The sequence below is a fragment of the Microcoleus sp. EPA2 genome (assembly GCA_020882975.1).
Classification (GTDB): domain Bacteria; phylum Cyanobacteriota; class Cyanobacteriia; order Cyanobacteriales; family Microcoleaceae; genus Microcoleus.
Window position 1 is genome coordinate 1 of record JAHRFD010000023.1, and the last position, 14,219, is coordinate 14,219.

Below are 14,219 nucleotides of genomic sequence, written 5' to 3' on the forward strand. Positions count from 1 at the left end.
GGTGGGGCACACCGAAATCAACGCTTGGGGACAGACCGATCTCTACTCTTTGATGGCAGCATCAACGAGCAAATCGACTGATTGATCCAAGAATCCCCGCGCCTTCAAGGCCGGGGAGTGTCAACAGACCAAATTTTCTGGACAAATTTGTCGATGTTGACCCCTCGAAGGCTACTCAACCGTACCTACAAGTCTAGCAAGGGATCAGAGAGATTACGAGAGTATGGCATTGGGACAGAGAAAAATATGCAGCGTTTACAGATAACCAGAATGTTTACAGATAAATTTGCCTCCTATTCATTCTCCAGCAGCCTCAGCCGACGCAGCGAATCTATCCGCTACAGCTTTCAAAGCTATGCGATCATATCTACGAGTCTACTTACGAACTGATATATCAACTATATTTCCCACACGACTCAGCAGCCGCCGCGAGTCTATCCATCACTGCTCTACCAATAACTGCCAACTCATATCGTTACCCTTTTCCCAATACTCAACAGCAGACCCAGAGACTCCCAATAGCCTACCAAAAGCGCTAAAACTCAGGTCGCCACGGGCTAGCTTCACAACGTCGCTCAGTTTTTTCTTAGCTTCTGCGTCCACAGTATCAGCCACGAGATAACCACAATTCCTAGTTTACAGATCAATCTGCCTCATATTCATTCTCCAGCAGCCTCAGCCGACGCAGCAAATCTATCCGCTACAGCTTTAGCAATTAGCGCCACCTGACTCAGAGGCAAAAACTGAATTTTTTTGACAATATCGTTAATTTCTGGTGGTTGCGAGACTGGATTGCCATCCAAAAAGCTGAGAAACTCTTCCAGAGTATAGCCGGCTCTCGCTGCGAGCTTACCCAAGTTTTCAGTATCGGGAACCGTATCGCCTCTTTCCCAAAGCTGAACAGCAGTCGCAGAAACGCCTAAAAGCTTACCAAACGCTCGTTGACTCATTGTTCCACGAGCAGTTTTGATGATTTCACTAAGTTTTTGTCTATTTTGGATGTTCACAAGTTAAAAGCTACTCGACCGCACCTACAAGTAAACTGGTCAGTTTATAAATCATTATCATTCAATAGTTTGTTCTTTGACTTGTCATCATTGACAAACAAGTAACTTTAGTATAAAATTAAAAGTATAAATTTAGTAGCCCTGGATCTGAGTATCCCTCGCGATCCAGCAGTCAGAAAATAATGACTAATAGACGCACACAGAGAACACGCAACACCCGTCAAAGCCTCACAGCCTCCGGTTGGCTCAAACCTCAACGCTGGCAAATCTCCAAAAAAGAAGCCGCCGAAGCCCTGAGAATGCCGGTCAACCGCATAGTCAAAGTTTACCCCAAACAACATCAAGTAATAGTCGTTTACCTGAACAAGAAAGGACAAAAATGCAGTTCCTTTTTCAGCTACAGACTATTTGCCAGATGGCAGCAGGAGGCGATCGCAGCAATTGCCAGTTGTCGAAACCAGCAAATCCTATCACCCCTAGAAGTCATTGTACAGTACGACCTCGAACATTTCAAGTATCCAGTGGCGATCGCCGATGCAATTTGGGAAGCCCTACTCAACCACATCCGTCAAGTCATCAGGGAACAAAGGCTCAGCCTAGCTTGCGCCTAGTCCCCCATTAACCCCCACCTATGTCGATCGTGGTTAATGCTTGGGAAAATCGATTCCTGAGATGGATATTCCTTGCATCTTCTGTACATATCGTCCTTGAGCCGCTACACACTCTGCCATTTTTTGAGCCTGTATAGGTTGACTCCTGGGATCTGGTGAGGTGCCTCTATACTCCCACACACCCCCACGACCACTATTTATTACTTTTCCATTTTTTTCTAAGATTAACTCTTCTCCGGTAGCATCAATATAGAATTTCCCCTTTTGAAAAGACACGCTGCTAATTGTGATATCTTCCACTCCCTTGTAAGGATTTGCAGGGCCCTTGACAATCTTAATACAGATTCTATTGTTTTTATGTGCAATCTCTCTCCGGGAATTATTGAACATGGTTCCTTGAGAGTAGTAAGTTCCTGTGGGTAGAATTGTAGAATCTTGTTGATTACTTTGAGCATATGACAAGGATGAAATTGATAGAAGAATAGAACTAGCAATTAGTGTTTCGAGTACCCTAAATTTCACTTCGTTTAAAACTCCATTAAAATTGTTTTTTCCGCAGGGCTCAGAAACCGGGTTTTTTACGAAAATATTGCGTTGTAGCCCCCAGATCAGGTAAAAACCCGGTTTCTTTGTCGGAGTACAAAAGTCCATAAGGGCGATCAAACTCCGTAACTAAAGTAGATTTTGCCTTGACCAAATACTCGGTTTGTGAGATGAACCTGTGGTGGAATTTCTTAAGGGCGATCGGACTCTACGAAAGCAAAACGGGGATCGCGATCGAGTTTTGTCTTTGTTGAGAATTGACCATTGGAATAGCCACTAGATCTCAATTAGCCTACTGTGTCAATGATAAGTCAAAGAAGTCAACATTAACGCAGTAAGCTTTGGGGCAAAAAGTCTCTATACTAACACTTTTTACTTTTTTAATATTTAAAGATATGGATTCTATTTTGCCTTTTCCTACTATTTTCGAGCTTGCTTTTTCTCCATCCCTGTAAATAATAATAGTGCTAGGATTGTCTGGTTGATTAATTATAGAATTTATATCATTATCCGAAACTCCAAAATCTAACTTCAAATTTTCAGCTTTTGTTCTAGATTCAGTAGATGAAAGTTTACATGTTATCCCAACTCTGCCTGAACTACCCCGTAAGTTGGGTGACATATGTAACATGGATACATATAGGTTCTTACCAACAGGAACATCATCTCGCTTCTGGTGCCAACCAGCCTCTCCAGTATTTAAACAAGTCATTGATAGTAGGTCGGTAATATTTAAATCTTTTTTTACAACTGAAGTTAAATTTATGGAAGGGGTTTTAGGGTTTTGTGACGCAGGTATGATTGTAGGTGTAGGTTGAGGCTGTGCAGATGAAGTTGGAGATACAGGATTAGGATTCATATTAAAATGATGATCGTAGAAAGTAGCATCAAAAAAGTGAACATCTCCACATCCTGTATTTGTTCTACATCTAAATTCTATTGCTATAGAATCTCGTTCAGATATATTAAAATTTACTGATTTTTGCTCACCTGATTTTATGAATTGACTTGGTGCAGGATCACCATTAATGTAGACAGTGATCGTAGAAGTTCCACGTCCATCCATATAGTTGTTCTCATCTCCATCTTCTCTACCAAATTTAAGCTGAAGGCTTTTATGCCCTTCAGGGACTTTACAAGTTAGTAAAGAAATTGATTGCGCCCAGCCATATATATAGCCCATCTTGAAGGATGAGGTAAAAATTTGTTTCCCAATCGATATATCCTTACCTTGAGCGAATGAACTAATAAATCCTCCTGTTCCACTCTTCATAATACAATTTTTAGGCTCCAGTTTCACAACAGAGACTGAAGGTGCTGGTTCTGGCGAAGAAACTGATGGAGAATCCGAAGGAGTTGGTGATGGGGGAGATGAAATTGTAGGAAGTGGAGCTGGTGAAGAAGTTACTGGGGGAGAAGTTATTGGGGGAGAAGAAAATGGTGGATTAGAAATTGTAACAGAAGTTTCAACGCCTTTTGGGTGGTAATGGTTATAAGCTGTATATCCAATACTAACTATAATTCCCACACTACTCAAAGCTATAAATAGAGGGTGATCTCCCCAGGCTTTCCAAGACATACAATAGTAGACCCCACAATGATAACTTGAATAACAAAATCAATGACCTTAGAAATCTGACTTAAGCTACGTCGCTGCTATCAACTTCATATCCAATCATGTCTTTTTCGGAGAAGCATACATTTTGAGTTAAAGTATACTTTTTCTTGACAAACTACTGACTTTGTTATGACCATGAGTGGTAGAAATTTTCAAGGGCGATCACACCTTCGATCCGTTCAACAGTCCTTACCCAGACGACTCAGCCGCCGCCGCGAGTCTATCCATCACAGCTCTACCAATCACTGCCAACTCACTAATCGGCATACATTGAATTTTCTTCAGCAGCTCGTTGGTATTAACAGGTTCTGGCATTGGTTTACCTTCGAGATGAGCCATCAACTCTTCCATTGTAAAGCCCGCTTTTGCCGCAATCTGAGTCAAATTTTTCGTATCCGGGAGTACCTGGCCCTTTTCCCAATACTGAACAGCAGACCCAGAGACTCCCAATAGCCTACCAAAAGCGCTAAAACTCAGGTCGCCACGGGCTAGCTTAACAACTTCGCTCAGTTTCTTCCTAGCTTCTGCGTCCACAGTATTAGTCACCAGATCAACACAACTCCTAGTTTACTTATTTACCAAAGAATCTGTCTTTCTTGCTTGACAGCAAAAATTTTTCCAGTTAAAGTGTAAATACTTTTGAAATCGTAATTGTATTTATAGCTAATCAGGGGCAGTAAAAATGACTCGCAAGACACGCAACACACGTCAAAGCCTTACAGCCTCCGGTTGGCTAAAACCCCAGTGCTGGCAAATCTCCAAAATAGAAGCAGCCGAAGCTCTGAGAATGCCCGTAAACCGCATAGTCAAAGTTTACCCCAAACAACATCAAGTAATAGTCGTTTACCTGAACCAGAAAGGACAAAAATGCAGTTCCTTTTTCAGCTACAGACTGTTTGCCAGATGGCAGCAAGAGGCGATCGCCACAATTGCCAGTTGTCGAAACCAGCAAACCTTAGCACCCCTAGAAATCATCGTACAGTATGACCTCGAACATTTCAAGTATCCAGTGGCGATCGCCGATGCAATTTGGGAAGCCCTACTCAACCACATCCGCCAAGTCATCACAGAACAAAGGCACACCCAAAAATGCGCCTAAGTTCCCTATCAACCAATCAATTAGTAGAAGCAGCCAACTCAGCCAAACGTTCCTGCTGATCCTGAGAAATGCAAGTCTGAATAATCCCCTCAATATCCCCTTCCAAAACACTATTGAGCGAGAAATTCTCCCCTAAACGGTGATCGGTAGCCCGATTATCCTTATAGTTGTAAGTGCGAATTTTTTCCGATCGCGAACCAGTACCAACCTGAGCCAAACGCCGGGACTTCACCTCATCCTGCTGCTCTCGCAACTTCATCTCATAGAGCTTAGCCCGCAAAATCTGCATCGCCCGCTCCTTATTCTGCAACTGACTGCGCTCCTCAGTACAGAAAATCCGAATCCCCGTCGGCTTGTGAAACAAATCCGCAGCAGTTTCCACCTTGTTCACATTTTGACCGCCAGCACCGCCCGATCGCGCCGTACTCATCTCAATATCCTTCGGATCGATATGAATCTCCACCTCATCAACCTCCGGCATCACAGCCACCGTCGCCGTCGAAGTGTGTACCCGGCCGCCAGCCTCAGTCACAGGCACTCGCTGCACCCGGTGTACCCCAGCCTCAAACTTCAGCTTGCTGTAAACACTCTCACCCGTAACTTCCAGAATCACTTCCTTAAAGCCGCCCATTTCCGCCAGTGACTCGCTCACCAATTTTACCTGCCAGCCTTGAGTTTGAGCGTAACGCGAATACAGGCGCAGCAAATCTCCAGCCCAAATACTAGCCTCATCTCCGCCAGTACCAGCCCGAATTTCCAACATAATATTCTTATCGTCGTTGGGATCGCGCGGCAGCAGCAAAACCTTCAAACGGGTTTCCAAATTTTCCAGCTTCGATTCAAGTTCCTCAACTTCCAAGGCCGCCATTTCTTGCAATTCTCGATCGCCCGCAGCCTCTTTCAGAACTTGTTTCGCACCTGCTAAATCATCAGTCGTGGTTTTCCACAGCTCAAAAGTATCGACCACTTCTTCTAAGGACGATCGAGCCTTCGCTACCCGCTGAAACTCATAATTATCCCTAGCCACATCCGGGTCAGCCATGCGGCGAGTCAACTCATGAAAAGTTTGCTCTACCGACTTCAATTTATCCAGTAAATAAGATTCAGCCATTGTCAAATGTCCTCCGTCAATCGATTTGAGATTTGAGATTTGAGATTTGAGACTTGAGATTTGAGATTTTAGAATTAGACATCTCCAATAATTCCTGTGGGGTAGGCATGGGGCCTGCCCTAGCTAGCCTTTTGGGGAGATGTCTATTGAAGAGCAGTTGGAATAGAATGTTGCTCCAACTCAACTGCTGGCAAGGGCAAGTCTTCAATCTAAAATCTGCAATCCGAAGGCGGTAAATTGTCAGTAGAAAAAACTACTCTCAACAAACTGCGGACAAATGACAATCCGGCTACTTCTTCTTTTTGCCTTTAGCAGCAGCCTTAGCAGCATCCGCTTTCGGGTCTTCCATTTTAAGCGGGCCAGAAGAAGCATCTGCCTTCGGCATTTCCACTTCCGTCATGCCATATTTCCGCATAAAGCGTTCCACACGACCTTCAGTATCAATAATCTTCTGAGTCCCAGTATAAAAAGGATGATTCCCAGACCAAACATCAACTTGCAGCTTGGGTCTAGTAGAACCAACAGTCATCACAAGTTCCCCGTTGCAATAAACCTCAGCTTCGGGATACCACTGAGGGTGAATGCCATCTTTCGCCATTGTTTTTTACTCTCTATTTTTTTTACTTTACAACCATTTTAGCCGTGCTCGGACTTGCGTACCAACAACCGCCGCGATTTTGCCTTATATCTTTTGGAACCAGCGAGCGTCATCGGGCAAATAGACTTGAAAAAAAAGGAAGATAGAATCTGGATAATTTTGCATTCTTCCTTCTTCCCTCTTCCCTCTTCCTTCGATTACCGCTTGGAGTATTGAGGAGCCTTCCGAGCTTTCCGCAAACCGTACTTTTTCCGCTCTTTCGCCCGCGGGTCACGAGTCAAATACCCCTCTATCTTGAGAGGTTTGCGGTTATCAGGGTCTAATTGGCACAGTGCTCTAGCGACACCCAAGCGAATGGAGTCAGCCTGACCTGTCAACCCGCCACCTTCGACTTTTACTAAAATATCGTACTCATTTTCCAGACCCAAAGTTTCCAAAGGAGCCTTAGCCAGAGCCAAATAAGTTGGGTTAAATTGCAAGTACAAATCCCCTTCTTTACCATTGACAGTCAATATCCCAGTGCCGGGAACCAAACGTACTCGTGCTACGGAACACTTGCGACGACCAGTACCCCAGTACACCGCGCGGCCGGTATCTGTTGCTTGCATTACTCATTTCCTCCTGGAATCGTGTGAACAATTAATTCTTCTGGTTTTTGAGCAGCATGAGGATGCTCAGGGCCAGCGTAAACCTTCAGCTTAGTAAACAGTTGTCTGCCCAAAGCAGTGTGAGGTAGCATTCCTCGAATCGCTTCTTCCACAATTCTTTCAGGCAAACGTGCTTGCAATTTAGCAAAGGTTTCGGTTTTCATGCCGCCCGGTCTTCCAGAGTGGCGACGATAGATTTTCTGGGTACGTTTTTTGCCAGTAACAGCGATTTTGTCAGCATTGATGACAATTACAAAATCGCCGGTATCCATAGAAGGAGTGTAAGTGGGTTTGTGTTTTCCCCGGAGGTACATGGCAACTTCAGTTGCCAGACGACCGAGCCGTTGGTCGGCGGCATCGACCACGTACCACTTGTGCTCTAGGGAGTCTTGAGTAGGGACGTAACTTTTGTTCATTGTTTGTTGTTTTTTGTGAGTTAACTGTTAACTGTTAACTGTTGTCAGTTGTCAGTTCTTAATTGTTAGTTGTCAGTTTTTAATTATCAGTTGTCAGTTTTTAATTGTCAGCTTTTAATTGTTAGTTGTCAGTTGTCCTTAGTTTATATTAGTAATTACCTAATGACTACTGACTAATGACTACTGACTAATGACTAATGACTACTGACTACTGACTAATAACTAATTTTGGCTGAGTGTCATACCAAACTTCGGGAGGAAAGGGAAAGTCTTGATAGCCAACTCGCAGCAGGCACAAACCTTGAGCCGGGGCGGCATATTTTACCAGTTCTCGGCGTTCGTTGACCCAGATATCTGTAAAATTTTCGATCGCCCTTTCCCCGCGACCCACCTGCACCAGCAAACCCACCAGCAGCCGCATCATCCCGTACAGAAACCCGCTCGCCTGAACCTCGATATAGATCGTAGAGCCACAACGGTGACACTCTGCTGCTTGTACGTCCACCCAAGAATGCGGCCTGGCAGACCCCGCACGGTGGAAAGCTGCTAGATGGTGGTGCCCGATCAGGGGTACCATAGCTGCCTGAATCAAAGATTCATCCACAGGAGCGTGATAATAATGCCAAGCAAAAGGACGCACAAACAAATTAGGGGTCTGGTCTGTATAAAGGGTGTAGCGATAGCGCCGCCAACTGGCTGAGAACCGAGCGTGCCAGGTAGGTTCCACCTTTGCCGAAGCTCGAATTAAAATATCTTTTGCCAGTCGAGAGTTGAGAACGCTTGCCCAGCGGTGAGCTGGAATTGGGCCATCGGCATCAAAATGAGCTACTTGAGCCGCTGCGTGAACTCCCGCATCAGTTCTCCCAGCCGCGTGCAGCGTTACCGGACGCTCTAGAACATTGGAAATTGCTGTTTCAATCTCTTCTTGTACTGTACGCTGATTCGGCTGTCGCTGCCAACCGTGAAAGTCAGTGCCGAGATATTGGATGACAAGAGCAACACGCTGCATCGATTTGGGGTTGTCGATTTCCGATTTGGGATTTTCAGTCATAAATCAAAAATATCCAACCCAAAATTGAATTAAACCAGTTCGACGATTGCCATTTCGGAATTGTCTCCTTGACGGGGGACAGTTCGCACCACGCGGGTGTAGCCACCGTTACGTGAGCCGTACCGTTCTTTTGCCGCATCAAACAGTGCGTGTACTAACTGTTTGTCATAGATAAAGCCCATAGCTTGGCGGCGAGCGGCTAAGGAGCCATCTTTTGCCAGAGTAATCATTTTGTCCGCCTCTGAACGCAGCGCTTTGGCGCGGGCGAGAGTAGTAGTAATTTTACCGTGACGGATTAATTCGGTGGTCAGCGAGCGCAGTAGTGCGCGACGCTGGTCAGCCGGTTTATTGAGTTGGGGGACGCGACAGCGATGACGCATAGCAGTTGGTAATTGGTAATTGGTAATTGGTAATTGGTAAGTAAATAGTTTTGAGTTATGAGTTTTAAATTTTGTATTTAAACCTCATCCACAAGCGTGGCCTTTGGAGCTAGCCGTGGCTAAATCAAAACTTTGTTACTCATTACCGTTGGATTAACTTTTAGCTGATTTTTCCTGTGGCAAAGTAATGCTCAGGCGCTTTTGCAAAGCTTCAATCACTTCCTCTGCGGACTTTTGCCCGAAGTTTTTGATTTCGAGCAAGTCTTCTTGGGTATAATCCAATAGGTCTGCGACGGAGTTAATCTGAGCCCGCTTGAGACAGTTGTAAGCCCGTACTGACAATTGCAATTCCTCGATCGGAATTTGGCTTGTAGGATCGGTTACACCTTGAGATTCGGGTTTGAGGGAATCTTGGGTGATGTCTTTGAGAGGTGCAAACAGGTCTACCAGGATGTGAGCAGATTGACTCAGAGCTTCTTGAGGAGTCACGCTACCATCAGTCCAGATTTCCATAATCAGCCTGTCTTTCTCGACAGTGCCGCCTACGCGAGCGTCTTCAACACTATAGTTGACCCTCCGAATCGGCATAAAAATGGCATCTATGGACAGAAAATCCAAAGCAGCTCCATCATCGCGACTACGGTCTACAGCTCGGTATCCGATCCCTTTTTCAATTCTGAATTCCATTTCCAGAACTGAGCCTGGGGAGAGAGTCGCAATATACTGAGAGCGATCGATTATTTCTACCTCAGAAGGTACATCGAATCTATCTGCGGTAACTGTGACGGGTCCTTCGATCCGCAATCTACCTATTTGTGGCTGCTGAGAATGAGTTTTGAGGACGACCTCTTTCATATTCAGCAGGATTTCGAGAACATCTTCTCGTACCCCTTCGATCGTGGCAAACTCGTGATTGACACCTGCGATGCGGACTGAAGTTACTGCTGTTCCTTCCAGATTTGACAGCAAAACTCGTCGCAGTGCATTCCCAACCGTTGTTCCTTGACCGCGGTCGAGGGGTTCTAGGACGAATTTTCCGTACTGACTCCGGTCTTTGTCAGTATGAGACTCTATACATTCAATTTGAAACTGCGCCACGGAGTGACCTCCCTTTTCCACTTTGGATTTTTGATTTTGGATTTTAGATTGCAGAGCATACCCCTGAACGGATTTCGGATTTTGGATGGACGGGGCCATAGTTGAAAGCATTAGTTTTTGGCTTTCAGCAATTAGCCATTATCCAAAATCTAAAATCTAAAATCTCAAATCGTTTTAGACTCTACGTCGCTTGGGAGGGCGACAGCCGTTGTGAGGAATTGGGGTAACATCTCTAATCAGAGTAATTTCTAGTCCAGCCCCTTGCAGCGCCCTAATTGCAGTTTCTCGACCTGCTCCTGGTCCGCTGACCATTACTTCTATTTGGCGCATCCCTTGGTCATTGGCTCGGCGGGCTGCACTTTCTGCTGCTGTTTGAGCTGCGAAAGGCGTTCCCTTTTTAGCTCCTTTAAAACCGCTCGAACCTGCTGATGCCCAGGATATGACTTCGCCATTGAGGTCAGTAATAGTCACAATCGTGTTGTTAAAGGTAGACTGGATGTAGCCTACCCCATTCGGTACATTCCGTTTCTGCTTTTTTGCACCAGATTTCTTGCCTGTTTGTGGTCGCGCCATATGAGTCTCTTTAACTTTTCTGTCAACTAATTTCCCGAAGCGCTAGGAGCCAGCAGCCCCCAGCGTAATTTTCCCAAAAAGATATTACTTCTTGGAAGGTGCTTTTTTCTTGCCCGCAACTGTGCGGCGGACACCCCGGCGGGTTCTGGCGTTGGTGCGGGTTCTCTGGCCTCTAACTGGCAATCCCAAACGGTGACGCCGACCGCGGTAAGTCCCAATATCCATCAGGCGCTTGATGTTCATTGACTCCCAGCGCCGGAGGTCTCCTTCGATCTGGTAGTTGCTTTCTACATGAGCCCGCAGGGCGGTCACATCTGCTTCTGTTAAATCCTTGACACGAGTGTCAGGATTTACGCCTGTTGCAGCGATAATTTTCTGGGCCCGAGACAGGCCTATTCCGTAAATGTATGTCAAACCTATTTCGACGCGCTTATCGCGTGGAAGGTCTACCCCGGCAATCCGTGCCACACTTTTGTCTCCCTAGTTTTCCTGTTTGGCTACAATGTTGAATTAGGCAGCAGCTATCTGCAATTCCTAATTTTCCGATTTTCTAACCCTGGCGTTGTTTGTGTTTTGGGTTAGTACATATCACCATCACTCTGCCTCGACGGCGGATGACGCGACATTTTTCACAAATTTTTTTGACAGATGCTCGAACTTTCATCTTTCTTCCTGCCTGGAGAACGCCACCATACCGGAGAGTACGCCTGCGGGCACTGCCTGTATAGCGGTGGGAGGAGAGGCAGGGCAAGGTGTAGGCCTCTCCTCGATTAATTTTTATGAAGCGGGGGTTATTTGATGAAGGAACCCGCTGGTCCCCACTCCCACTACTGGGGTCAAGTTCGCCTGCTTTCAGACTGTTAGCGATCGATACTTTCACGGTGTAGCAATGACTTAACCCTGTACACCGGTGGGTTGTTGACGTCCTTCTCGGCAACACTACAAACGTAGCATTATAGCATAAATTTGACGGGTTTTACCAAATTCTCTCTAATTAAACTTAGAATTAGTTTTTAGAAAGTTTTATCTAAGCCTATTTTTTACGAAGGCGATAAGTGATCCGGCCCTTGGTTAAGTCGTAGGGGGTTAATTCGACTTTGACGCGATCGCCAGGCAGAATTTTGATGTAATTGCGACGGATCTTGCCGGAAATGTGAGCTAGGACATTAAACCCATTATCTAGGTCAACCCGAAACATCGCATTGGGCAGGGATTCCGTCACTGTCCCTTCCATTTCAATTAAATCTTGCTTAGACAATTTGGTATTTACCTCAACTCTACATTTGATTAACTAGGAGTTTCCCGGCTGCTACAAAAACTTATTTATTGGTAAGTGTGAAACTAGCACAGGAAAGGGACACTCGATCGACTTAAGGACTCAACCAACCCCTAACTTTATCCTTAATTGAATAAACCTAAAGTTGTGTCAATTAGATTGACGTTTGAGCACAAAAAGCTCCTAGTTAACACATCTTAGCAAAAGTTGTTGGCGGGTAACAGGCTCGATTGAGAAGGTTCAAGAGTTTCGCGAAAGAACTTGTTGCAGTTGAGCGGTAACTTCCTGCATGGAGCGATCCCCATCAACTGCCACCAATTGTTCGCGGTCTCTGTAAAACTCAATCAAAGGTTCAGTTTGCTCGCGATAAACTTGCAACCTACGGCGAATGGTTTGCTCATTGTCATCTTGGCGACCCCGTGACAGCAGGCGAGTCACCAAAACATTGTCAGGAACATCCAAATTCACTGCCCTCAGAGCACAGTCCTTCCCAGACGTGGGACCCCCACCAGGAACATCGCACAGTAGTGTGTCAAAAAACGCTGCTTGTGGGACGGTGCGAGGAAAGCCGTCTAGAATCCAGCCAGCCTTAGCATCTGGTTGATTCATGCGTTCTTGTACGATATCCATCAATAACCCATCGGGAACCAACTCACCAGCATCCATGTAGGCTTTGGCTTTTTCACCCAAGGGAGTTTTCGCCACTACGCAGGCGCGTAGGATATCACCAGTAGAAATGTGGGGTATTTTCCAGAGAGCTGCTAAAAGCTGAGCTTGAGTTCCCTTTCCTGCCCCTGGAGGCCCCATAAAAATCAATTGCATTGGGATTACTTCACCATTCCTTCATATCGTTGGGAGATGACGTAAGTTTGAATTTGCTTAGCAGTTTCGATCGCCACACCTACTAGAATCAGTAAGGAAGTTGCGCCAAAGCCTCTAAAAGTTTGCACTCCGATCGCGCTTTCGACAGCAGTTGGTACAATTGCCACCAGACCGAGAAATATCGCTCCCAAGAAAGTCAAACGATTCAAAACCTTCTCCACATAATCGCTCGTTTTTTGACCAGGACGAATCCCAGGAATACTAGCACCCATTTTCTTCAAGTTCTGAGACATATCTACGGGGTTGACAATCAACGAAGCGTAGAAATAGCTAAAGAACAGAATCAAAGTCAGATAAAATAGTGCGTAAGCCCAGGGTGCAGGTCCATTGGGACTCAAAACATTAGCCACTTGCACCAGAAACGGGTTATTGAGAGATTGAGCTAAGAAAGAGGGAACAATCAATACCGAGGATGCAAAAATAATCGGCATCACTCCACCTTGATTTAAGCGCAGGGGTAGATAACTGCGACTCTCCCGATACACTTTGCGACCGACTTGGCGACGGGCGGAAATAATCGGAATCCGGCGAATACCTTCCTGAACAAAAACAATCCCTACAATCGTCACCAAAAATACCAGCAGCAGCACAATTACGCGACCAACAACTTGCGTGTCTCCACTTTGAGCCAATTCAAAAGTTTGTCCCAGAGAACGTGGCAAAACTGAAACAATGTTGATAAAAATCAGCAAAGACGCTCCATTACCGATACCTCGTTCTGTCACCACTTCCGATATCCACATCACAAACATCGATCCAGCAGTCAAAGCCAAAGCGGTTTGTGCAATGAATAAAGGTCCTGGAACTTGAGCAAAAGGGCTAACCCAAATCGCTATGCCAACGCTTTGCAGAATTGCCCAGCCCAAAGAAACGTAACGAGTAATTTGAGAAATCTTGCGTCGCCCCGCTTCCCCTTCATTTTTCTGCAACTCTTCTAAACTTGGTAAAGCCGCTGTTAGAAGCTGCACAATAATTGAAGCATTGATGTAGGGCAAAATCCCTAGAGCAAAAATCCCCAAAGCTGAAAGCCCGCCCCCGGAAAATAGATCCAAAAAGCCAATCAAAGGGCTATTTTGAACATTTTGGGAAAAGGCGACGCGATCGATGCCGGGGACTGGTAAGTGGACACCCAAGCGCACTAAAATCAATAAGCCGATGGTAACGAGGATGCGGCCCCGCAAACCCGCAGCTTGGGCCATCTGCATGAAAGTTTCTTGTGCAGTTGGCGCTTTTTCTCTACTAACGTCCATAGTTACGATTTGGGATTTTAGATTTGGGATTTTAGGCTAAATGATTTTTTGATAGCAGC

At 45.5% G+C, this 14,219-nt stretch carries 20 protein-coding genes; 2 read left to right on the forward strand and 18 right to left on the reverse strand.

The features are described 5' to 3' along the window. Nucleotides 1–441: 441 nt before the first annotated feature. Together AAFP14_RS18800 and AAFP14_RS18805 are read right to left on the reverse strand one after the other, a co-directional pair. The gene (locus tag AAFP14_RS18800; RefSeq protein ID WP_341733755.1) at nt 442–615 is read right to left on the reverse strand and encodes a hypothetical protein; all 174 of its coding nucleotides are present in this window, start codon (nt 613–615) and stop codon (nt 442–444) included. A gap of 44 nt (nt 616–659) precedes the next feature. Beyond that, nucleotides 660–1,007, reverse strand: coding sequence for a helix-turn-helix domain-containing protein (locus AAFP14_RS18805; protein ID WP_341733756.1), 348 nt, complete (start codon nt 1,005–1,007; stop codon nt 660–662). Between the two features lie 182 nt (nt 1,008–1,189). Between AAFP14_RS18805 and AAFP14_RS18810 the strand changes: the two genes are divergently transcribed. Beyond that, nucleotides 1,190–1,618, forward strand: a complete 429-nt coding sequence (locus tag AAFP14_RS18810) for a hypothetical protein (protein ID WP_341733757.1) — start codon at nt 1,190–1,192, stop codon at nt 1,616–1,618. A gap of 33 nt (nt 1,619–1,651) precedes the next feature. Here the strand turns inward: AAFP14_RS18810 and AAFP14_RS18815 are convergent, their stop codons facing one another. The 3 genes from AAFP14_RS18815 to AAFP14_RS18825 form a co-directional block, all read right to left on the reverse strand. Next, on the reverse strand, nt 1,652–2,269 hold the full coding sequence (locus AAFP14_RS18815) for a hypothetical protein (protein WP_341733758.1): 618 nt from the start codon (nt 2,267–2,269) through the stop codon (nt 1,652–1,654). Between the two features lie 184 nt (nt 2,270–2,453). Next, nucleotides 2,454–3,740, reverse strand: coding sequence for a hypothetical protein (locus tag AAFP14_RS18820; RefSeq protein WP_341733759.1), 1,287 nt, complete (start codon nt 3,738–3,740; stop codon nt 2,454–2,456). Between the two features lie 228 nt (nt 3,741–3,968). Next, nucleotides 3,969–4,325, reverse strand: coding sequence for a helix-turn-helix domain-containing protein (locus tag AAFP14_RS18825; RefSeq protein ID WP_333092052.1), 357 nt, complete (start codon nt 4,323–4,325; stop codon nt 3,969–3,971). A 136-nt stretch (nt 4,326–4,461) separates the two neighbouring features. Between AAFP14_RS18825 and AAFP14_RS18830 the strand changes: the two genes are divergently transcribed. Continuing rightward, the gene (locus AAFP14_RS18830; protein ID WP_341733760.1) at nt 4,462–4,878 is read left to right on the forward strand and encodes a hypothetical protein; all 417 of its coding nucleotides are present in this window, start codon (nt 4,462–4,464) and stop codon (nt 4,876–4,878) included. 16 nt (nt 4,879–4,894) lie between these two features. Here AAFP14_RS18830 and prfA read toward each other — a convergent pair whose 3' ends face one another. The 13 genes from prfA to secY all read right to left on the reverse strand — a co-directional run bounded on the left by prfA (nt 4,895) and on the right by secY (nt 14,160). After that, complete coding sequence (gene prfA, locus AAFP14_RS18835) at nt 4,895–5,989, reverse strand: peptide chain release factor 1 (RefSeq protein WP_341733761.1); 1,095 nt, start codon at nt 5,987–5,989, stop codon at nt 4,895–4,897. A gap of 289 nt (nt 5,990–6,278) precedes the next feature. After that, the gene (gene rpmE, locus AAFP14_RS18840) at nt 6,279–6,587 is read right to left on the reverse strand and encodes a 50S ribosomal protein L31 (protein WP_341733762.1); all 309 of its coding nucleotides are present in this window, start codon (nt 6,585–6,587) and stop codon (nt 6,279–6,281) included. A gap of 197 nt (nt 6,588–6,784) precedes the next feature. Beyond that, the gene (gene rpsI / locus AAFP14_RS18845; protein ID WP_340518184.1) at nt 6,785–7,195 is read right to left on the reverse strand and encodes a 30S ribosomal protein S9; all 411 of its coding nucleotides are present in this window, start codon (nt 7,193–7,195) and stop codon (nt 6,785–6,787) included. Next, a complete protein-coding gene (gene rplM / locus AAFP14_RS18850; RefSeq protein ID WP_340518182.1) occupies nt 7,195–7,650 on the reverse strand; it encodes a 50S ribosomal protein L13 in 456 nt (151 codons plus the stop codon). The genes rpsI and rplM overlap by 1 nt, the downstream gene beginning before the upstream one ends. 208 nt (nt 7,651–7,858) lie before the next feature. Further along, on the reverse strand, nt 7,859–8,701 hold the full coding sequence (gene truA, locus AAFP14_RS18855) for a tRNA pseudouridine(38-40) synthase TruA (RefSeq protein ID WP_341733763.1): 843 nt from the start codon (nt 8,699–8,701) through the stop codon (nt 7,859–7,861). A 29-nt stretch (nt 8,702–8,730) separates the two neighbouring features. Next, complete coding sequence (gene rplQ / locus AAFP14_RS18860; RefSeq protein WP_340518178.1) at nt 8,731–9,081, reverse strand: 50S ribosomal protein L17; 351 nt, start codon at nt 9,079–9,081, stop codon at nt 8,731–8,733. Nucleotides 9,082–9,234: 153 nt separating this feature from the next. Next, nucleotides 9,235–10,179 carry a DNA-directed RNA polymerase subunit alpha gene (locus AAFP14_RS18865; protein ID WP_340518203.1) on the reverse strand — a complete coding sequence of 315 codons (945 nt, stop codon included), beginning with the start codon at nt 10,177–10,179 and terminating at the stop codon, nt 9,235–9,237. Nucleotides 10,180–10,353: 174 nt separating this feature from the next. After that, on the reverse strand, nt 10,354–10,752 hold the full coding sequence (rpsK, locus tag AAFP14_RS18870; RefSeq protein ID WP_332978136.1) for a 30S ribosomal protein S11: 399 nt from the start codon (nt 10,750–10,752) through the stop codon (nt 10,354–10,356). Nucleotides 10,753–10,836: 84 nt separating this feature from the next. Continuing rightward, the gene (rpsM, locus tag AAFP14_RS18875; RefSeq protein ID WP_340518176.1) at nt 10,837–11,220 is read right to left on the reverse strand and encodes a 30S ribosomal protein S13; all 384 of its coding nucleotides are present in this window, start codon (nt 11,218–11,220) and stop codon (nt 10,837–10,839) included. Nucleotides 11,221–11,302: 82 nt separating this feature from the next. After that, nucleotides 11,303–11,416 carry a 50S ribosomal protein L36 gene (rpmJ, locus tag AAFP14_RS18880; RefSeq protein WP_015178722.1) on the reverse strand — a complete coding sequence of 38 codons (114 nt, stop codon included), beginning with the start codon at nt 11,414–11,416 and terminating at the stop codon, nt 11,303–11,305. A gap of 369 nt (nt 11,417–11,785) precedes the next feature. Next, complete coding sequence (gene infA / locus AAFP14_RS18885) at nt 11,786–12,010, reverse strand: translation initiation factor IF-1 (RefSeq protein WP_006276978.1); 225 nt, start codon at nt 12,008–12,010, stop codon at nt 11,786–11,788. A gap of 258 nt (nt 12,011–12,268) precedes the next feature. Next, the gene (locus AAFP14_RS18890; RefSeq protein WP_341733764.1) at nt 12,269–12,850 is read right to left on the reverse strand and encodes an adenylate kinase; all 582 of its coding nucleotides are present in this window, start codon (nt 12,848–12,850) and stop codon (nt 12,269–12,271) included. A gap of 5 nt (nt 12,851–12,855) precedes the next feature. After that, nucleotides 12,856–14,160, reverse strand: coding sequence for a preprotein translocase subunit SecY (gene secY / locus AAFP14_RS18895; protein ID WP_341733765.1), 1,305 nt, complete (start codon nt 14,158–14,160; stop codon nt 12,856–12,858). Nucleotides 14,161–14,219: the final 59 nt, after the last annotated feature.